The 19,244-nt window shown below is 71.5% G+C and carries 16 protein-coding genes; 5 read left to right on the forward strand and 11 right to left on the reverse strand.

The features are described 5' to 3' along the window. Positions 1-76 precede the first annotated feature (76 nt). Positions 77-826, reverse strand: a complete 750-nt coding sequence (locus tag JOD54_RS17100) for an SDR family oxidoreductase (RefSeq protein WP_204451485.1) — start codon at positions 824-826, stop codon at positions 77-79. Positions 827-871: 45 nt separating this feature from the next. Continuing rightward, positions 872-1,759, reverse strand: coding sequence for a helix-turn-helix transcriptional regulator (locus JOD54_RS17105; protein WP_204451486.1), 888 nt, complete (start codon positions 1,757-1,759; stop codon positions 872-874). Between the two features lie 331 nt (positions 1,760-2,090). Here JOD54_RS17105 and JOD54_RS17110 point away from each other — a divergent pair, with 331 nt between their 5' ends. Both JOD54_RS17110 and JOD54_RS17115 read left to right on the forward strand, forming a co-directional pair. Further along, on the forward strand, positions 2,091-2,810 hold the full coding sequence (locus JOD54_RS17110) for a S1 family peptidase (protein ID WP_204451487.1): 720 nt from the start codon (positions 2,091-2,093) through the stop codon (positions 2,808-2,810). Positions 2,811-2,882: 72 nt separating this feature from the next. Continuing rightward, a complete protein-coding gene (locus JOD54_RS17115) occupies positions 2,883-5,747 on the forward strand; it encodes an ATP-binding protein (protein WP_204451488.1) in 2,865 nt (954 codons plus the stop codon). Between the two features lie 15 nt (positions 5,748-5,762). On the opposite strand, the gene JOD54_RS17120 is transcribed toward JOD54_RS17115, so the two are convergent. The 4 genes from JOD54_RS17120 to JOD54_RS17135 are packed head-to-tail and all read right to left on the reverse strand — an operon-like array spanning position 5,763 to position 9,356. Continuing rightward, positions 5,763-6,122, reverse strand: a complete 360-nt coding sequence (locus JOD54_RS17120; protein WP_204451489.1) for an RNA-binding S4 domain-containing protein — start codon at positions 6,120-6,122, stop codon at positions 5,763-5,765. Between the two features lie 39 nt (positions 6,123-6,161). Further along, entirely contained in the window at positions 6,162-7,556 is a 1,395-nt protein-coding gene (locus JOD54_RS17125) for an FAD-binding oxidoreductase (RefSeq protein WP_307860128.1), read from the reverse strand. A 58-nt stretch (positions 7,557-7,614) separates the two neighbouring features. Beyond that, positions 7,615-8,121, reverse strand: a complete 507-nt coding sequence (locus JOD54_RS17130) for a flavin reductase family protein (protein WP_204451490.1) — start codon at positions 8,119-8,121, stop codon at positions 7,615-7,617. Between the two features lie 8 nt (positions 8,122-8,129). Beyond that, the gene (locus JOD54_RS17135; protein ID WP_204451491.1) at positions 8,130-9,356 is read right to left on the reverse strand and encodes a styrene monooxygenase/indole monooxygenase family protein; all 1,227 of its coding nucleotides are present in this window, start codon (positions 9,354-9,356) and stop codon (positions 8,130-8,132) included. Positions 9,357-9,555: 199 nt separating this feature from the next. Between JOD54_RS17135 and JOD54_RS17140 the strand changes: the two genes are divergently transcribed. Then, positions 9,556-10,182 carry a TetR/AcrR family transcriptional regulator gene (locus tag JOD54_RS17140; RefSeq protein ID WP_307860129.1) on the forward strand — a complete coding sequence of 209 codons (627 nt, stop codon included), beginning with the start codon at positions 9,556-9,558 and terminating at the stop codon, positions 10,180-10,182. A gap of 68 nt (positions 10,183-10,250) precedes the next feature. On the opposite strand, the gene JOD54_RS17145 is transcribed toward JOD54_RS17140, so the two are convergent. Next, the gene (locus tag JOD54_RS17145) at positions 10,251-11,510 is read right to left on the reverse strand and encodes a sensor histidine kinase (protein ID WP_204451492.1); all 1,260 of its coding nucleotides are present in this window, start codon (positions 11,508-11,510) and stop codon (positions 10,251-10,253) included. A 145-nt stretch (positions 11,511-11,655) separates the two neighbouring features. Here JOD54_RS17145 and JOD54_RS17150 point away from each other — a divergent pair, with 145 nt between their 5' ends. Together JOD54_RS17150 and JOD54_RS17155 are read left to right on the forward strand one after the other, a co-directional pair. Further along, complete coding sequence (locus tag JOD54_RS17150) at positions 11,656-12,381, forward strand: ABC transporter ATP-binding protein (protein ID WP_239573404.1); 726 nt, start codon at positions 11,656-11,658, stop codon at positions 12,379-12,381. 3 nt (positions 12,382-12,384) lie between these two features. After that, a complete protein-coding gene (locus JOD54_RS17155) occupies positions 12,385-14,907 on the forward strand; it encodes an FtsX-like permease family protein (RefSeq protein ID WP_204451494.1) in 2,523 nt (840 codons plus the stop codon). A gap of 140 nt (positions 14,908-15,047) precedes the next feature. On the opposite strand, the gene JOD54_RS17160 is transcribed toward JOD54_RS17155, so the two are convergent. Genes JOD54_RS17160 through JOD54_RS17175 form a run of 4 tightly spaced genes read right to left on the reverse strand, consistent with a single transcriptional unit; the run spans position 15,048 to position 19,210 of the window. Next, complete coding sequence (locus JOD54_RS17160; RefSeq protein WP_204451495.1) at positions 15,048-15,932, reverse strand: methylenetetrahydrofolate reductase; 885 nt, start codon at positions 15,930-15,932, stop codon at positions 15,048-15,050. A gap of 3 nt (positions 15,933-15,935) precedes the next feature. After that, positions 15,936-17,126, reverse strand: coding sequence for a methionine adenosyltransferase (gene metK, locus JOD54_RS17165; RefSeq protein WP_204451496.1), 1,191 nt, complete (start codon positions 17,124-17,126; stop codon positions 15,936-15,938). Positions 17,127-17,139: 13 nt separating this feature from the next. Continuing rightward, positions 17,140-18,168 carry a methyltransferase gene (locus JOD54_RS17170; RefSeq protein ID WP_204451497.1) on the reverse strand — a complete coding sequence of 343 codons (1,029 nt, stop codon included), beginning with the start codon at positions 18,166-18,168 and terminating at the stop codon, positions 17,140-17,142. Positions 18,169-18,193: 25 nt separating this feature from the next. Continuing rightward, positions 18,194-19,210, reverse strand: coding sequence for a methyltransferase (locus tag JOD54_RS17175; protein WP_204451498.1), 1,017 nt, complete (start codon positions 19,208-19,210; stop codon positions 18,194-18,196). Between the last annotated feature and the right edge of the window lie 34 nt (positions 19,211-19,244).

Here is a 19,244-nt window from a genome sequence, read left to right on the forward strand (position 1 = left end):
GCGCCCTGAATCGAGAGCGGTGCTCACATTGTGAGCACCGCTCTCGACCATGAGCACCGCTCTCGCGGTATCGGGATCAGCTGGCTCGCATGATGCGGTGGCCCAGGGCGGGCGACACCCGCATGATGGCGTTGAGCAGGCCGGTCTTGCCGATGTACGCCGTGGGGGTGCCGCGGCGGGTGCTGGTGAGCACCGCGGCCGCGGCTTCGGCTGGGGTGATCTTGTTGCTTCCCCTTCCCCGGGTCATATCGGTGTCGACCAGGGGGAAGACGGCGTCGATGACCTTCACGCGGGGGGCGTCGGCTTCGCACTGGTAGCGCAGGGCCCTGGTGAAGGTCCGCACGGCCGCCTTGGTCGCGCAGTACACCGGGGCCGAGGCCTTGGGCGCCAGGGCGAGACCGGTCGTGATGTTGACGATGGCCGCCGAGTCGTGGGTGCTCAGGTGCGGCAGCAGGCCCGTCGACAGGGTGATCACGGCGTCGAGGTTGACCGCTATCTCCTGGCGCGCCGCCGCGAGGGTGGTGGGGGTGGGGTCGTGCAGGTAGGCCACCGGGGTCTGCACCCCGGCGTTGTTGATCACCACCGACAGCTCCGGGTGCGACCGGACCACCTCCGCCACGAACGCCGAAGTCGCCTCGGGGTCGGCCAGGTCCACCACGTACCCCGACACCCGGGACCCGTGTTCAGCCGCCACCGCGTCCAGCGCCGCCGAGTCCCGGCCCACGGCGACGACGTGCGCCCCCAGGTCCACCAACTGCCGGGTCAGTTCCCGGCCCACTCCCCGCGCCCCGCCCGTCACCAGCACCGTCCGCCCGGCGAACTCCACGACCTACCTCCTCCATCACGGCGCCACCAGCGGCGCGCATCAACGTCAGTCCTGCCCGAACGCCGCTCGGTACGCCGACGGGGTCATCGCGGTGCGGCGGGTGAAGTCGCGGGTGAAGTGCGGTTGGTCGGCGTACCCGCAGGCGAACCCGATCGTGCTCAACGAATGCCCGCCGGACAGCAGCAACCCCGCCGCCGCCTCGGTCCGCGCCGCCCCCACCATGTCCTGGAAACCGCCCGCCGCCCGCAGCCGCCGTTGCAGCCCGCGCCGCGACACCCCCAGCCGTGCGGCCAGGTCATCCACGGTCCACCGCCTGGCGAGATCGCCGCCGAGCAGGTCGCGTGCCGCCGCCGCCAGGTCGGCCTCGGGAACCTCCACCGGTTCCGGTTCCGCTGTTCCCGTCCACCGCAGACACCACGCGCCGGCCCCGGCCTCCGGCAGCGGCGCGACGAACTCCCCGTCGACGCACACCACCCGCCCGCCGGCAACGACCCCGACACCGCGGACGCCGATCAGGACGAGCAGCGACACCAGTACCCCCAACACCACCGCGTCCTCGGCGGGTTCCGGCGCCAACCCCGGTGGCCCGACGTGCGCCAACCGCAGTTCACCGGCACTGGAGCCGATGACCTCCACCCGGTGCCGCGAGTGCGTGAACCGCGACAGCCGCCGCCACCGTTCGACGAGGTCCCCGGGGGTGTCCGACCGCGACAGTGCCGACACCGCGGGGTCCGCCGCCAGTTCCGGGAGCACAGCACCCACCCGCGACAGCGGCAGCAACCCGTGCACCCGCGCTATCTCCGCCAGGTACTGTCGTTTCGCCGACAGCGGCAGCAGCGCACCCCGGCTCGGCGGAGCGGTCGTCTCGATCCCCGCGGCGGCCAGGCCCCGGCGCACCAGGCCCACCAACCGCGCGCTGGCGAACTCGTCCACTGGAACCTCCCCGCCCGTTCGGCCGCGATGGGGCAAGCGTAGGTCCGAACGGGTGCGTGGTCTTGAACGATCGCGCCACCGCGCCGCCGGGATCTTCCGCGCTCGCGCGACCGGCATACGGTTTACAGCCGACCGGGATGAATAGGTGGTTCCGGTTCAATTCTGTCAAAGTAAGTACCGCTTCTACAATTTATACGTGTCCGGTACGGATTGATCACCCTCTGTCGCCATCAGCACTATTTGCGGGTGTCCCCCTGCACGGCCCGGTGTCCCGCCGGGCCGGTCGACAATCCGCGCACCCCTGTCCCGGCGCGGAGGAAAGCGATGGCACATGAAGGTGTTCAAAGCTGTAGTCGCACTGGCCGCGGTCGCCACGGCGATCGTCCTCGCCCCGTCCGCCTCGGCCAAGCCCGCCCCGCCGGAGGAGCCGGGCGCCAGCGTCCAGATCATCGGCGGCGGTACCTACAACCAGAGCGCGCCGTGGGCGGCCCGGCTGTTCCTCAACGGAACGCAGAACTGCACCGCGACGCTGATCGCCCCCCGCTACATCCTCACCGCCAGGCACTGCGTCGGCGGGTCCCTGTCCTTCCGCATCGGCAGCCTCGACCAGACCTCCGGCGGCACCATCGCCTACGGGTCGCAGACCACCACCCACTCCGCGGCCGACCTGGCGATCGTGCGCCTGGACCGCGCGGTGAACAACACCCCGTCGCCGTTGGGCACCACCGCCGACGTCGCGGTCAACCAGTACGTCTCGGTGCTGGGCTGGGGCGCCACCTGCACCAACCAGGCCGAGATCAACTGCCAGTCGCGCTACCTCAAGGTCGCCACGGTCCGGGTGTCCACGGTCAACGACCGCGACTACTTCGGCGGCGTCGGCGTGGGTGCCTACTGGTACAACGGCATCACCGCGGGCGGCGACTCCGGCGGCCCGATGTTCGCCAACGGCCGCCAGGTCGGGGTCGCCTCGACCAGCAACCGCTACGACTACACCACCTACACCAACATCACCCGCTACCGCTCGTGGATCCAGTCCATCGCGGGTGTCTGATGTGGACTGATCACTGAAGTGACCAGGGGCGGGTGGCAACGGCGCCACCCGCCCGCTGGCGATGGGAGAGCCATGACCGGCCACGAACCGCACACCCAGCTCATCGGTCGCGACCACGAGCTGGGTCTGCTGCAACTGGTGGTGCGCCGCGGTCCCGCTCTCGTGCAGGTGGAGGGCGAGGCCGGGGTCGGCAAGAGCAGGCTGGTCCGCGAGCTGGTGGCCGCGATGGGCGCCGACGCCCCGATCGTGCTCATCGGCTACTGCCAGCAGTTGCGCGAGCCGTTCGTCCTGGGCGCGGTGCTCGAGGCGCTGCGGCACGCCCGCGAGCGGTTGTCCCGCTGCGCCGAGCTGAGCCCGGTCACCTCGGTGCTGCGCACGGTGATCCCGGAGTTGGCCGACGTGCTGCCGCCGCCGCAGACGGTCACCGCGGACCCGGCGTTCGACCGGCACCTGCTGTTCCGCGCGATCCGCGAGGTGCTCGCCGCGCTGGGGCCCGCGCTGCTGGTGGTCGAGGACCTGCACTGGGCCGACGACGGAACCCTGCAGCTGCTGCGGTTCCTGATGGCCGACCCGCCCCCGGAGCTGGCGGTCGTGGTGACCTACCGGCGCGAGGACGTCTCCGGCGACATGCCGCTGGGCACCGCGTACCGGCCGGGTGCCGGGGTCGGCGCGGAACTGGTGCGGTTGCGGCCGTTGGGGCCTGAGCAGGTCCGGCTGCTGGCCGCGGCGATCCTGCGCACCGACGCGGTGAGCGCCGCGTTCGCCGCCGAGCTGCACGAGCAGACCGCCGGGCTGCCGTTCGTGCTCGAAGAGGTGCTGCGCGCGTTGCGGGCCCGGGCGCTCGCCGAGGGCACCGACGTCACCGAGATCACCGCGCGGCGGCTGTCGGACCAGGGTGAGGTTCCGGTGCTGCTGCGCGAGTCCGTCGCCGAGCGCCTGGCGGCGTTGTCGGAGGAATCGGGCCGGTTGGTGCGCGCCGCGGCGGTGTTCGCGATCCCGGCCGGTGTCGAGCTGCTCGGGCAGGTGGCGCGGTTGTCCGGCGACCGGTTGCGGGCCGCGGTGGAGGAGGCCGCCGCGTGCTCGATCCTGCACGACCAGGGCGACGGCACCTGTGCGTTCCGGCATACCCTCGCCCGCCAAGCCGTGTACAGCACGATCAGCGCGATGGAGCGCCGCGAGCTGCACGCCAGGGCGGTGCGCCTGCTCAGCGTTCTCGACCCGCTGCCGCTGGTGCAGCTCGCCGAGCACAGCAGGCTCGCCCACCGCCGCGCCGACTGGCTGCGCTACGGCGAGGCGGCCGCGGACCAGGCGCTCGCGGTCTCCGACGCGACCACCGCCACCCCGCTGCTGCGCCGCCTGCTCGCCGAACCGGCGCTGACCGGCGCCGACGTCGACCGCCTCGGCGTGAAACTCGGTGAGGCGTCGCTGATCGGCGTCGACATCCGCGGTTCTGCGCTGCTGCTCAAGCGGTTGCTGGTCGACCGGCGGCTCTCGGCCGCGGCGCGCGGTGAGGTCCGGATGCAGTTGGGGATACTGCTGTCGCGGCAGAGCGATTCGATCGCCGAGGGCCGTGCTCAGCTGGAACTGGCCGTGGACGAGCTGTCCGGGCGCGAGGACCTGGCTGCCAAGTGCATGAGCGCGTTGGCGCAGCCGTTCACGGGGGACACCCCGCTGGCGTTGATCGCTCCGTGGATGCGCAAGGCCGACGCGGTCGTGGCGCACTGCGCTGACCAGGAGTCGCGGATCTGGCTGATGGCCAACGTGGTCGGCTCGATGGTGGCCATCGGTGACCCGGAGCTGCGCGACCGGCTGGAGACGCTGCCCACGGTGGCCAGGACCCTGGGCGAGCAGCGGCAGATCGCCCGCGCGCACAGCAACCTCGGTGATTCGCTGACCATCATCGGCCGCTTCGACGCCGCGCGGCACCACCTGCGTTTCGGTACCCGGGCCGCGGAGGAGAGCGGCGCGCTGTACGTGCTCAGCACCGCCCGCAGCACCGCCATCCGCCTCGACTGGTTCACCGGCTCCTGGGACGGGCTGGCCGCGCGGGCCGAGTCGCTGCTGGTCGAATACCGCGAACTGGTCGCCGTGGCCACCGAGCTGAACCTGGTCCTCGGCCAGCTCGCCCTCACCCGGGGCGAATGGGCCGCCGCCGCGACGCACCTGACCGACACCGGCATCCGCACCCCCCGCAACGCGATCACCCCCATCGCCTTGGGCGGTAGCGCGGGCCTGATCCGCTTGGCCCTGCGCGACGACGACCCGGTGCTGGCCGTGCTGGAGGCCGACGCGGGCATGGCTCTGTTGCGCCGCAAGGACGTCTGGGCTTGGGCGGGCGAGTTGGCCCCCGCCGCGGTGGACGCCTACCTCGCCGCGGGCCGGGTGCACGACGCCGAGGACGTCGTCCGGTGGTTGGCCGAGGGCCTCACCGGTGTCGTCGCGCCCTTGGCCGCCGCGGCCCTGCACACCTGCAAGGGCGCCGTTGCCGACTACCTGGGCAAACCGGGGACGGACCACCACGTCGCCGCTGCCCGCGCGTACGAAGACCTCTCGGCCCCCTACCTGGCCGCTGTCGCGTGGGAACGGGCCGAAGCCCACCGGCTTCCCGCTGGCGATCCCGCCGCAAGCGAGGCGTACAGCCGCTGCGCGGAACGCTACGAGGACCTGGGCGCCAGCCACGACGCTGCCCGGTGCAGGCACCTGTTGCGCACCCTCGGCATCGCCACCCCGTCCCGGCAGGGCCGCCGCGGCTACGGCAACACGCTGTCCCCCCGAGAACGCGAGGTGGCGCACCTGCTGGCCGCGGGCCACACGAACAACCAGATCGCCGAGATCCTGTTCCTGTCCCCCCGCACCGTCGAACAACACGCCGCCCGAGTCCTGCGCAAGCTCAAGGTCGTCTCCCGCCGCGACCTGCGCGCCGCCGACCTGCAGTGACCGGGTAGCGCCGGGTCACTGGCCGCGGAACTGGTCGAGCACCCGCCGTTCCCGTTTCGTCGGCCGACCCGCGCCCCGCTCCCGCTTGGCCACCGGGACCACCACCTCCGGCGGCGGCTTCGGGGTGCGGTCGATCATGCAGGTGGCGGCGACCGCCGCGCCCACGCGCTTGCGGATGGTGTCGGTCACCTCGACCACCCGGGTGGTCCCGGCGACTCGGAAGCGGACCTCGTCGCCGGGCACCACCACGGTCGAGGGTTTGGCGGGGCGGCCGTTGACCCGGACGTGGCCGCCCCGGCAGCCCGCCGCCGCTTCCGGCCGCGTCTTCACCAGCCGGACCGCCCACAACCAGGTGTCCACCCGAACCGACTCCATCAGCCCATCATGCCGGCAGGTGGCTGGGCCGGTGGGGTCCTATGTGGCGGGCGGGATGTTGTGGTTCACCCGGAACAGGTTCGTCGGGTCGTACTGCCGCTTCACCTGCCGCAACCGCTCGTACGCGCCCGGTTCGTAGGCCGCCCGAACAGTGGCTTCACCCGCCTCGTAACTGCCGATGAAACACGCGTAGGGCCCACCGGTAGACCAACGGCTCACCGCCTCGATCACCTTCGTCTGGTACTCCAGAGCCTCCGCGACCCCCTCCTCCGGCGGCACGCTCGCCAAGAACAGACTGAACGCCGCGTCCCGGAAACCCACCGCGCTGGGAACAGCGGGCTCCCGCGAGAGAGCACCTCCCAGTTGTCGGATCTCCACGGCCAGCAGCGGGCTGTTCGCCTCCGGCCCGATCAACCCGATGATGGTCTCGAGCGCGTCGTCGTCCAGCGACCGCAGAAGCGTCGAGCGCTCGTAGTACGGCCCGGGCTCCGTGGGGTCGTTGTTGATCGTCCCCATCTCCGTGTAGGGCATGTCCGCCACCGTGTCCACCAACCGCGGACCGATGGCGCGCAACGGGGTGATCAACCGCTCGCCGTCGGCCTCTGAGCCGAAGTAGAACACCCTGATGTGGGCGATGTACCTGCCCCGCAGGGGTTCCGGGAAGACCTCGAGGTCGGGGAAGCGGATGAACGCGATGGAGGAGGCGAGCGTCTCGGGAGTGGTGGTGGTCCAATCCCGGTAGGTGCGCAGGATGTCGGCGGCGTTGGTGCCGTCGAAGAAGAGGCCGCCGCCGTAGAGGCGGGTGACCGGCAGGAGGGCGATCTCCATGGCGGTGACGACGCCGAAGTTGCCCTTGCCGCCGCGCAGGGCGAAGAACAGGTCGGGGTTGACCTCCGCCGAGGCGGTGCGGGCCTCACCGTCGGCGGTGACCACGTCGAACGACCGGACGTGGTCCACGGCGTAGCCGTGGGCGCGGCCGAGGGGGCCGACGCCGCCGCCGATGGTGTAGCCGATGGCCCCGACCAGCGGCGATGACCCGTTCGGCGGTGCCAGGCCCTCCTTGGCCGCCTCGGCGACCACCTTGCCCCAACGGGCTCCCGCCTCGATGCGCGCCACGCGCCGGACCGGGTCGACGGTGACGCCGTCGAGGGCGCGGGTGACGACGAGCAGGCCGTCCGCCGCGGTGGTCGACGGGCCGTGGCCCGTGGCCTGGACCGCGACCGGCAGGCCGTTGGTGGCGGCGAACGCCACGGCTTCCCGGACGTCGTCGGCGTCGGCGGCCAGCACGGCCACCGCGACCCGGTGCGGCGCCGTCTGGTTGTGCGCCGCGACGGCCTCGGCGTAGCCGGGGGCGTCGGGCAGCAGCACGTCGCCGCGCAGCCGGAAGTCCAGGTCCAGTGCGGCTTCCCGCAGCGCCGGGGTGCCAGTGCTCACTGCGTGTCCTTTCTCGTGGGGGGTGCGGACCGGCGGGGACCGGGGCGGGCCGATCGGCTCAGTAGCTGAAGAAGTCCTCGGTGATCGCGGTGTGCAGCACCCGGTAGCCGCCGGTGTAGAACACCAGCGGGTCGCCGTCGCGGAAGTCCAGGTGCTCGACGTGTCCTATGTGGAGCACGTGGTCACCCGCCTCGTGCGCGTCCACGACGCGGCAGGCGATCCGCGCCAGCGCACCGACCAGCAGCGGTGTGCCCGCGACGTGCTCGAACTCCGGATCGAGCGAGGCGACCGGGCGACCGGCGAAGTGCCGCGAGTGGACTTCCTGGTGGTCGGCCAGGATGCTCACCCCGAAGCGGCCGGTCTCGGCCAGCAGCGGCAGCATCCTGGTCTTGCGGTCGAGGGAGATCACCACCAGCGGCGGGTCCAGCGACACCGACATGAACCCGTTGGCGGTCATGCCGTGCACCTGGCCGTCGGCCTCGGTGGTGATGACGGTGATGCCGGTGCTGAACCGGCCCATCGCCGCGCGGAAGGTGGTGCTGTCGAACCGGGTTCCCGTCGCCATGGCCGTCCTCAGGCCGCGAACGAGGCCAGGTAGGCGTGGGTGCGCTCGGCCGAGGACATGATGTCCCACTGCCGCTCGGGGAAGTTGAAGTTGTCCACCACGTCGCGGCAGACGCGGTCGTCCTCGGCCATCGTGGCGAACAGCTCCAGCAGGTGCGGGGCGGGCTCGCGGCGGACCATGAAGTTGGCCCACTCGGCGGCCGACATCAGGTGCCCGGCCCTGCGGTTGGCGATCCGCTCGCACAGCCGCTCGTCGAAGCCGAGGTCCTCGACGATGGCCGCGCCCACGGTGAACGCCGAGTACGACGCGGTGTTGGCGCCCTGGCCGATCATCGGGTCGACGGTCAGGTGCGCGTCGCCGAGGGCGATGGCGTACTTGCCGTTGGGCAGCCGGGTGTAGTCCTCGCGCACGACCGGGGTGACCCCGCCCTGCAGGACGTCCTGCGGCCGGGTGACGCTGAACAGGTTCGGGTCGACCCGCTCGAACACGCCGGGGAAGTGCTGCTGCAGCTTGGCCAGCACCAGCTTCTCGAACGCGGCCGGGTCCTCGTCGTAGCGGGTGAGCGAGAGCTCGTTGAGGTCGCTCGCGCCGGGGATGGCCTCGAAGAGCAGGCCGGTGACGTGGCCCTCGTGCGAGTACATCGGGATCTCCAGCAGCTCGCCGTGCCCGGGCGAGACGCTCAGCGACAAGCCCTTGGGGGCGTTGTCGGCGACACCGTGGTAAAGCCCGACGGCCAGGTTGCGCTGCGGCGAGTCGTAGGGCGACTTGTCGGCGCGGCGGGCGAACATCGCGCCGAGGCCCGCGCGGCCGGTGGAGATGACCATGATGTCGTGCCGCTCGGAGAGGTCGACGATGGTGCTCGGGGTCACCGGGCGCACCTCGAGGGTGCCGCCGCGCTCCTCGAAGTCCTGCGCCAGGCGGGGCAGGTAGACGCGGTAGTCCAGCGCGCGCGACGGGGTGGGGAAGTCGCCGCGGAAGTACAGCGGCTCCGGGCCGCCGATGTAGTGGTGGTTGCAGAAGTAGCCGTACTCGTCGAGGTCCCAGTGGTCGACGCCGAGTTCGGTCTCCCGCTCGAGCGTGGTGCGGTGGTGGGCGACGGTGTTGAGCAGGCGCCCGCCCGCGAGCTGCTCGGCGGTCTTGTCGCTGTAGATGGTCACGTCGATGTCGTGCTTGCGCAGGTAGAGGCCCAGGTGCAGGCCTGCGATACCGCTGCCGACGATTCCGATGTTGGGCACGGGCGGCACCTCTCGTTCTCGGGGTGGGGTGCGGGTGGGATAAGCGGAATCGCTTCCTCTTACGGTCGAGGCTATACGCGGCGCGGTCGGTCCGCAACCGTAAGTGGAGGGAATTCCGGTAATCTCGGCGCAGGGGTGCGCGGGGCCCCGCACCGCCGCGTAACCTGCGTGGCGAGCACGCTGCAGGAGGGAGCCGGAGGTGGCGAGCGAGCCAGTGGAGCTGCCCGTGGACGGCCTACCCGTCCTCGGCCTGCCCCCGACCGAACGGGCCGACGCGGCCCGCAACCGCCGCAAGATCCTCGACGCCGCGGCGCACATCGTCGCCACCGCGGGCGTGGACGGCCTATCGATGGAAGAGGTCGCCCAACGCGCGGGCGTCGGCATAGGCACCGTCTACCGCCGCTTCGGCGACCGCGCGGGCTTGGCCTACGCGCTGCTCGACGAACGGGAACGCGAACTGCAAACCGCTTTCCTCACCGGTCCGCCCCCGCTCGGCCCGGGCGCGCCACCGCTGGAGCGCATCAAGGCATTCCTGCACGCCCTGCACGACCGCGTGGAAGCCCAGCCCGACCTGCTCACCGTCGCCGAGATGAACTCCCCCCACGCCCGCTACACCGGCGGCGCCTACGCCGTGCACCACACCCACCTGGTCACCCTGCTCACCCAGGCCCACCCCGCCTGCGACGCCCACTACCTCGCCGACGCCTTACTGGCCCCACTGGCGGCCAGCATGATCACGTACCAGCACACGAGGGGCATGAGCTCGAAACGGATCAAGGCCGGGTTGGACGAACTCCTCGCGGGACTGGCGAAGCCGACCACTTGAAGAGCGGTCCTCCGCCCAGCTCCCCGACGTCGCAAGCGTTCGCGGGGCTAACCGTCCCCTGTGGATGATCACCTGCCGCGGGGCAGGGTCACGCGCAACACTGTAGGGCCGCCGGGTGGGCTGGTGAGGTCTGTGCGGCCGTCGAAGGCGTCTGCGCGGCGGCGGATGCCGGTGAGGCCGGTGCCCTGGGACTCGTCGGCGCCGCCGTGGCCGTTGTCGGTGATCTCGATGTTCACGGTGTCCGGGGTCGCGTGGAGCGCCACCGTCACCGTGGTGGCGCCGGAGTGCTTGGTGGCGTTGGTGAGGGCCTCGGCGATGATGAAATAGGCAGCCGCCTCCACTGCGGCGGGTTGGCGGCCTATAGGGGAGATCGCTAGCACGCAAGGGATGGGGCAGCGGGCGGCTAGGGCCGTGACCGCTCCGTCGAGTCCTCGGTCGGAGAGGATCGGCGGGTAGATGCTGCGGACCACGTCGCGGAGTTCGGTCAGGGCTGAGAGTGCGGTGTCCTGGGCTTTCTCGACCATGGCGAAGGCGGCGTCGGGGTCGCGGGTGCGGAGTTGGCCGACGATGCCCAGTTGCATGATGACGGCGGCGATGCGGGCTTGGGTGCCGTCGTGCAGGTCGCGTTCGATGCGGCGGAGTTCGACCCCGTGAGCGTCGAGGGCGGCGGCTCGGGACGCGGTCAGCTCGGCGACCTGGTCGGACAGGACGACGCCCTTCGCGGGCCGGAGCAGGGCGTGGCCGAAGTTCGCCTGCCACCGCGCGGCGGGCGGCAGCACGAGCAGGGCGACGGTGATGCAGCCGAGGGAGATGCCCAGGCAGAGCCAGGCGATGCCCCACGACGTGACGGCGATGCCGAACGAGGTCACCACGGTCTCCGGCACCCACCACCAGTAGGCCATGAGCAGCGCCCCGTTGATCGACTCCGAAGCCAAGCCGATGGCCAACGCGCCGAGGAGGGTCCCGGTGACACAATGCAACACCAACCACGCTGCGTCACGTCGAGTAGCCGGGTCGAGCGCGAGAGTGCGCAGCTGCGTGCGCAGAGCCCCCGACAGCGGCCTATAGGGCTCGGGAATCACCAGGTCCAGCCGCCGTCCGATGCGGCGCCTCTCCAGGTTGGCCAGTCGCCGGACCATGCGTAGTGCCTCGGGGACCGCGGGCAGCCCTAGCCCGAAGAGGAGGCACAGGATCGTCACGACCACCAGGCCGCTTAGGGCGATGAGCGCCATCATCGCGGTGAGGCCACCGAGTAGCAGGTAGCGCAACGCGGGCCAGCCCCGAGCGAACACAGCGTCGAGGCGGCCGAAGGTGGACGTGGCGCTCATACCGCCGATTGTGCGGTAGTGCCGCCTGCCACAGTCAGGCGGTAGTGCAGGCACCACCATCGATTCGCCCGCCAACGGGATCGAGCTCTTGGCGCAAGAGAACCAGACTTTCCCCAGATCAGAACACCGGGCGAAGGACATGGGGATGCAGGCGCTGACGTTGGAGGCCGTGCGGAAGGTGTACGGCAAAGGGGACGGCGCGGTCACTGCGCTGGACGGGGTCACCGTAGGACTGCCCAAGGGCAGCTTCACCGCCGTGATGGGACCGTCGGGTTCCGGTAAGAGCACGTTCCTGCACTGCGCGGCCGGGTTGGACCGGCCGACGGCGGGCCGCGTGATGCTCGGGGACACCGACCTGGCCAGCCTGAGCGAGAACGACCTGACCCGGCTGCGGCGCGGCAGGATCGGCTTCGTCTTCCAGGCCTACAACCTGCTCCCCTCACTCACGGTGGTGCAGAACATCACGCTGCCGCTGCGGCTGGCCGGTGAGCAGCCGGACCGGGCCTGGTTGCGGCAGGTGGTGGACCGGGTCGGGATAGGCGACCGCTTGGGCCACCGGCCCGCCGAGCTCTCCGGTGGCCAACAGCAGCGGGTGGCGATCGCCCGGGCCCTGGTGACCCGGCCGGAGGTGCTGCTGGCGGATGAGCCCACCGGTGCCCTGGACACCCGCACGGGCAGGCAGGTTCTGGAGCTGCTGCGCACCTTGGTCGACACCCTTGGCCAGACAGTGCTGATGGTGACCCACGACCCGGTCGCCGCTTCTTACGCCCATCGAGCCCTGTTCCTCGCGGACGGTCGGTTGGCGGGATCGCTGGAGCGCCCGAGTGCCGCCGCGGTCGCCGAGCGCATGACGCACCTCGGGGAGTGGTGAGCCGTGCTGAGCCTTTCGTTGCAGACGGTCCGGACCCGGTTGAGCGGGTTGGTGGGCGCGTTCCTCGCCGTGTTGTGCGGGACTGCGCTGGTCGGAGCATGCGGGGTACTGATCGAGTCGGGCATCCGCGCGGGGGTGCCCACCCAGCGCTACGCGGCCGCGGCGGCGGTCGTCGGCGGCAAGCAGTCGGTGCGACCGGAGGGGGTCGATGCGATCGCGGCGTTGCCCGCGTCGGAGCAGGCGGCGGTCGACGCGGGCCTGATCGATCGGGTCGCCGCGGTGCCGGGGGTTCGCGCGGCGGTCGGTGAGGTGGACTTCCCCGCGACGCTGGTCACCGCTTCCGGTCCGGTGGCGACCGATACTCGCGGGCACAACTGGGCGGCGTCGGTGCTGGGGCCGTTCCCGATCACCGCAGGCGCCGCTCCGACCCGTGCCGACCACGTGGTGCTGGACGCGAACCTGGCTGCGCGTGCCGGGGTCGTGCCAGGTCAGCGGGTACGGGTGGAGACACCGCTGGGCATCCGGGAGTACGAGGTGAGCGGGCTCGCGGCGGCGGACGGGCTGACCAGGCAGTCGGCGCTGTGGTTCGCCGAGGACCAGGCAGCCGCGTTGTTCGGCAGGCCGGGGCAGGTGCACGCGATCGGGGTGCTCGGCGACGCGTCGGGGGTCGAGCGGGCGCTGGCGGGCGCCGACCTGGAGGTGGCGACGGGCAACGACCGCGGCACGGTCGAGTTCGCCGACGTCAGCCAGGCCAGGGCGATCCTCACCGCGCTGGCCGCGTCCCTCAGCGGCGTGGTGGTGCTGGTCATGGTGTTCGTCGTGGGCAGCACCCTCGCGCTGTCGGTGGCGCAGCGGCGGCGTGAGTTCGCCCTGCTGCGGGCGATCGCGGCGACGCCGAAGCAGATCCGGGCGCTGATCGGTGCCGAGACGCTGCTGGTGACCGGGGTCGCGGGCCTGCTCGGCGCGGTCGGGGCGATCCCGGTGGCCGGGCTGCTGCGGGACGCGTTCGCCCGGATCGGCATCGTGCCGTCCGATTTCGAGCTCGCCATCGGACCGCTGCCCCTCGTGGCGGCCTTGCTTCTCGGCGTGGGCGCGGCCAGGTTCGCTGCCTACACCGCCGGTCGCGGCCCTTCGCGGATCTCACCGGTCGAGGCGCTGGGGGAGGCCGTAGTGGAGCGGCGCGCGCTAGGGCGTGGGCGGACCGTGGCTGGGGTCATCGCGCTGGCGGTCGGGGTCGTCGGGTCAACGCTGCCGCTGTTCCTGCACGGCCCGATCGTCGCCGGGCTCAGTGCGCTGGCGGCGTTGGTGATCGTGATCGGCGTAGGCGCGCTCGGCCCCCGGGTCGTCGGTGCGGCGATCCGTTTCGTCGCTGGACCTCTTGGCCGCGTGTCGCGGGTCGGTGGCTACCTCGCGGCAGCCAACAGCCGCGCCAACACACGGCGGTTGGCGGCCGCGATCACGCCGCTGATGCTCGCGGTCGGGTTCGCCGTCGCCCAGTTCTTCAGCCAGACGACGCACACCGCGGCCGTGCAGCGGCAGACCGAGCTGAGCACCGTCGCCGACTACGTAATCACCAGCCAGTCAGGTGGGCTGCCACCGTCGGCCGCGGTCGCTGTGCGCGAGGTTCCTGGCGTCGCGGCGGCGACCCCGGTGGTGCGCACGCAGGTGTTCACCACGACGAAGATGGGCGAGAACGTGGAACTCCGCGCGGGAGCCGCCCTCGGTGTCGACGGCGACCAGGTGCGCGGCACCGTCGACCTCGGTTCGGTGACCGGTGACCTCACCGCGCTGACCGGCGACACCGTCGCGCTGAGCGAGTCCCAGGCGAGCTGGATGGACAAGCGGATCGGCGACCGCGTCCCACTGCACTTCGGTGACGGCCGCGCGGCCGAACCCCGCCTGGTGGCCACCTACACCCACGACCTGGCCTTCGGCGACTTCGTCCTCCCCGCCGCGACCGCCCGCGCCCACACCACCAACCAGACCGACAGCTCCATCCTGGTCCGCCTGACCCCCACCGCCGACGGCGCCCCGGTCGCCGACGCCCTACGCGCCCTGACCGCCCGATTCCCCACCCTCGTCGTCGGCGACCGCACGGCGATGACCGCCGCGGGCACAGCCGTGCGGGAGCAGCAGTTCTGGGTCAACGTGGTCGCCTTCGGCGTGGTCCTCGGCTACATCGTCATCTCGGTGGCCAACACCCTCGTGATGACCACGGCCCAACGAGCCCGCGAGTTCGCCCTGCTCCGCCTCATCGGCGGCACGAGGCGCCAGGTCAAGCGCATGATGCGGATCGAGGCCCTGCTGGTCGGCGGCATCGCGGTCGTGGTCGGCAGCCTGATCCCGTTGCTACCCTTGACGTTTCTCGGCATCGGTCTGGCGGGCAACCCGGTCCCTTCCGGACCGTTCCTGACCTACCTCGGCATCATCGGCTCAGCGCTGCTGCTCGGCCTGATCGCGATCACCGTCCCCACGCGACTGGGGTTGCGCGCCCGCCCGATCGACGCCATCGGCCTGCGGGATTGAGACTTGGAGGGATTGCTCATGTTGTTCTGGCGGGCGGGAATGGCGGATCCGATCATCCAGTGGAGGTGGTGGTTGCCGCCGCTGGTGCCCAGCCGGGAGGGGAGCACGGAAGGTGGGCCCGGCGAACCGGGCCCACCTCCCTACACCCGCGCGGCCGTCAACCCCAACCGCGAAACGACCTCGCGGGTCGCCTTGGAGCGGTTCAACGTGTAGAAGTGCAGTCCGGGAACACCTTCGGCCAGCAACTCCTCGCACAACTCCGTGGCCAGGTCGATGCCCGCCGCCCGGAACGACACCTTGTCCTCCAGCCACGGTTCCAGTCTGGACAGCACCCGGGCGGGGGCGGGCACCCCGGCCAACTCCACCGCCTTCGCGAACGTGCGCGGTGCGGTGAACGGCATCACCCCGGGCAGCATGACCGCGTCGCACCCGCGGTCGGCGACCCGGTCCCGCAGCCGGAGGAAGTCGCCCGCTTCGAAGAACAGTTGGGCTATCGCGAAATCCGCTCCCGCGCGCAGCTTGCGCACCAGGTACTCGGTGTCGGTGGCCAGGTCGGGGGAGCGGGGGTGGCCGTACGGCGAGGCGGCCACCCCCACGCAGAAGTCGCCCAGTTCGCGGATCAGGGTGACCAGTTCCGCGGCGTACTGGAGACCGGCGGGGTGGGGGACCCACTCGCCGTGGATGTCGCCGGGTGGGTCGCCGCGGATGGCCAGGATGGTGCGCACGCCCACGGCGGCGTACCAGCCGATGACGTTGCGCAGTTCGGCCACGGAGTGGTCCACCGCGGTCAGGTGGGCCACCGGGAGCAAGGTCGTCTCGGTGGCGACCCTGGCCGTGGTGCGGATGGTGCGGTCCCGCCGCGAGCCGCCAGCGCCGTAGGTGACCGAGATGTAGGCCGGGTCGAGGGGTTCGAGTTCGCGGATCGTGCGCCACAGCAGGCGTTCCTCGTCGTCGCTGCGGGGCGGGAAGAACTCGACCGAGAACACCGGGGCGCGGCCGCGCAGGCGGTCGAGGGCGGTCGTCATCGCCTAGCCGACCACCTGGCGCAGCGCGTCGGCCCGGTCGGTGCGCTCCCACGGCAGGTCGACGTCGGTGCGGCCGAAGTGGCCGTAGGCCGCGGTCGGCGCGTAGATCGGCCGCAGCAGGTCGAGGTCGCGGATGATCGCCGCGGGCCGCAGGTCGAACACCTCGCGGATGGCCTGCTGGATCTTCACCGGGTCCAGCGTCTCGGTGCCGAAGGTCTCCAGGAACAACCCCACCGGCGCTGCTTTGCCGATGGCGTAGGCGACCTGCACCTCAGCCCTGGTGGCCAACCCGGCGGCCACCACGTTCTTGGCCACCCAGCGCAGCGCGTACGCCGCCGAGCGGTCTACTTTGGACGGGTCCTTGCCGGAGAACGCGCCACCACCGTGCCGCGCCATGCCGCCGTAGGTGTCGACGATGATCTTCCGACCGGTCAGCCCGGCGTCGCCCATCGGCCCGCCGATCACGAACCGGCCCGTCGGGTTCACCAGCAATCGGGTGTCCGAAGAGGACAGCCCGAGCGCGGCCACCTCGGGCTCGACCACCTGCTCGCGTACGTCCACCGCGAGCATCTTCTCCAGGTCGACCCCGTCGGCGTGCTGCGAGGACACCACCACGGTGTCCAATCGCACCGGCTGGTCACCCGCGTACTCCACGGTCACCTGCGTTTTGCCGTCCGGGCGGAGGTACGGCAGCGTGCCGTCCTTGCGGACCGCGGTCAGCCGCCGCGACAGCCGGTGCGCCAACGCGATCGGCAGCGGCATCAGCTCCGGGGTGTCGGTGCAGGCGTAGCCGAACATCAGGCCCTGGTCACCGGCGCCCTGCTGGTCGATCTCGTCGGCGGCGCCGCCCACCCGCCGCTCGTGCGCGGTGTCCACGCCCTGCGCGATGTCGGGCGACTGCGCCCCGATCGCCACGTTGACCCCGCACGAGTTCCCGTCGAACCCCTTCGCCGAGGAGTCGTAGCCGACGCCGAGCACCACTTCCCGCACGATGGTGGGGATGTCGGCGTACGCCCCGGTGGTCACCTCCCCGACCACGTGCACCTGGCCGGTGGTCACCAGGGTCTCCACCGCGACCCGCGAGCGCGGGTCCACCCGCAGCAGCGCGTCGAGCACCGAGTCGCTGATCGCGTCGCAGAGCTTGTCCGGGTGGCCCTCGGTCACCGATTCGCTTGTGAACAACCTCGAGGACATGTCTTCTCCTAAGTCAGCGCTTGTGCGCGATGACGACCCCGTTGGCGCCGACCGCGTCGAAGGCGACGACCTCGGGCTCGGCGAACCCGACGTCGGTGAGCCACGCCGCGTACTCCGCGACGGTGTAGTTGCGGCCCTCGGTCTCGACGAGCTTGTTGAGGCTCATCATCGCCGCGGGCAGCGGGCCGGTCTTGTCGTCGTCGACGAGCAGCTCGCACAGCACCACCGCGCCGCCGGGCTCCAGCGCCTCGAACGACTTGCGCAGCAGCACCCGGTTGCGGGCCTCGTCCCAGTCGTGCATCACCATCGAGAACAGGTGCAGGTCGTGCCCGCCGGGGAACGCCTCGTCGGTGAAGAAGTCCCCGCTGATCGTGCCGACCCGCTCGGTGGCGCCCGCCGCCTTGATGTTGTGCTCGGCGATCTCGGCCACGAACGCGAGCTCGTAGACGTTCGCGCGCAGCTGCGGGTAGGCGAGGGTGAGTTCGATGTCGAACGCCGCGGAACCGCCGCCGACGTCGAGCAGCCGGTGGTAGCGGCTCAGGTCCACATGGGACGCCAGGGTGCGCGCGGTCTGGGTGGACATGGCGTGCATGGCCTCCCAGAACACCTCCAGCATCCTCGGGTCGGCGCTCTCGAACAGCGAGCGCTCCCGGTCTGGGTCCCAGGTGGTCGGCCGGTTGGTGCGGATCGCGGTGGTCAGCTTGTCCCAGCCCGCGTACAGCCGCTGGTCGAACATGGTGATCAGGCCGCCGAGGTGGCTCGGCTTGCCCGGCACCAGGTACTCTTCGCTCATCGCGCTGTTGCCGTAGCGCCCGTCGCGCTTGTCGAGCAGCCCCAGCGCGGTGCAGCCGGTCAGCAGCATCTCCGCGGGCCGCTCCTCGATCCCGAGGTCCGCGGCCAGCTCGGCGGCGGTGACGCCCGCGGTGCCCGACAGCCGCGCGAACAGGCCGAGCTCGTAGGCCGAGGCCAGGGTCTTGAACTGCCAGAAGCTGGTGGCCAGCCCCATCAGCGGCAACGGGGACGGCGAGTCGGTCGGTGCCATGGTTGGGTCCTCTCCGGTAACGGGCTCAGGCGGGGACGGCGACGATCACGCTGGTCGGCGACGAGGTCGGCCGGATCTCGGTGATCCGCAGGCCCGCGGCCTCGAACAGCGGGACGAGCTCGGCCTCGGTGCGGATGTGCCCGGTCAGCAGGGTCAGCATCACGATGTCCTCGAACTTGCCGAAGTGCGGCGCGTCGCCGGGCGGCGGGACCTCGTCGATGACGATCAGCGTGCCGTCGGCGGGCAGCACGGCGCGGATGTTGCGCAGCAGGGCAACGGAGTCCTCGTCGTCCCAGTCGTGCAGCGTCCACGACACGATGTACAGGTCGCCGCCGTCGGGCACCCACTCCAGGAAGTCGCCACCCACGCACTTCGCCCGGTCGGCCACGCCCTCGGCGCGCAGCACCTCCTCGGCGGCGGGCACCACGCGCGGCAGGTCGTAGACGACCGCGGTCATCTCGGGGTAGCGCTTGAGGATCGAGGCGACCAGGTGCCCCTTTCCGCCGCCGACGTCGACGAGGTGCTTGGCGCCGCTGAGGTCGTAGCTCTCCAGCGTGGCGCCGTTGACCAACTGGGACATGTTGCCCATCGCCGCGTTGAACACCGAAGCGAGTTCTCCGTGCGAGGTCAGGTACTCCCACCAGCTCACGCCGTGCACGTGGTCGAACGCCGGGGTGCCGGTGCGCACGCTGTGCAGCAGCGCGCCGAACGCCTGCTGCCGCGGCGCCAACCCGACGTAGCGGGCGAGGTCGCGCATCGACCCGTCCGCGTCGCCGCGCAGTGTCGCCGCCAGCGGGGTGAGGCCGAACACGCGCTCCTCGACCTCGGTGAACACACCGATGCTGGCCAGCGCGCGCAGCGCCCGGTACAGGCTGCCCGGGTGGCTGTCGGTCAGCTTCGCCAGGTCGTCGACGTGCCTGGACTCGCCGTCGCCCAGGTGGTCGGCCACCCCGAGCTCGGCGACGGCGATCAGGAGTTGGCTGGTCACCGAGCTGTACAGCAGCTCGTACATCCGCACTGCGGGGGGGACGTCCTGCGGCATCACGACTCCATCGGTCGGGGGTTCGGGGACCGCA

It is taken from the genome of Actinokineospora baliensis, from assembly GCF_016907695.1.
GTDB lineage: Bacteria > Actinomycetota > Actinomycetes > Mycobacteriales > Pseudonocardiaceae > Actinokineospora > Actinokineospora baliensis.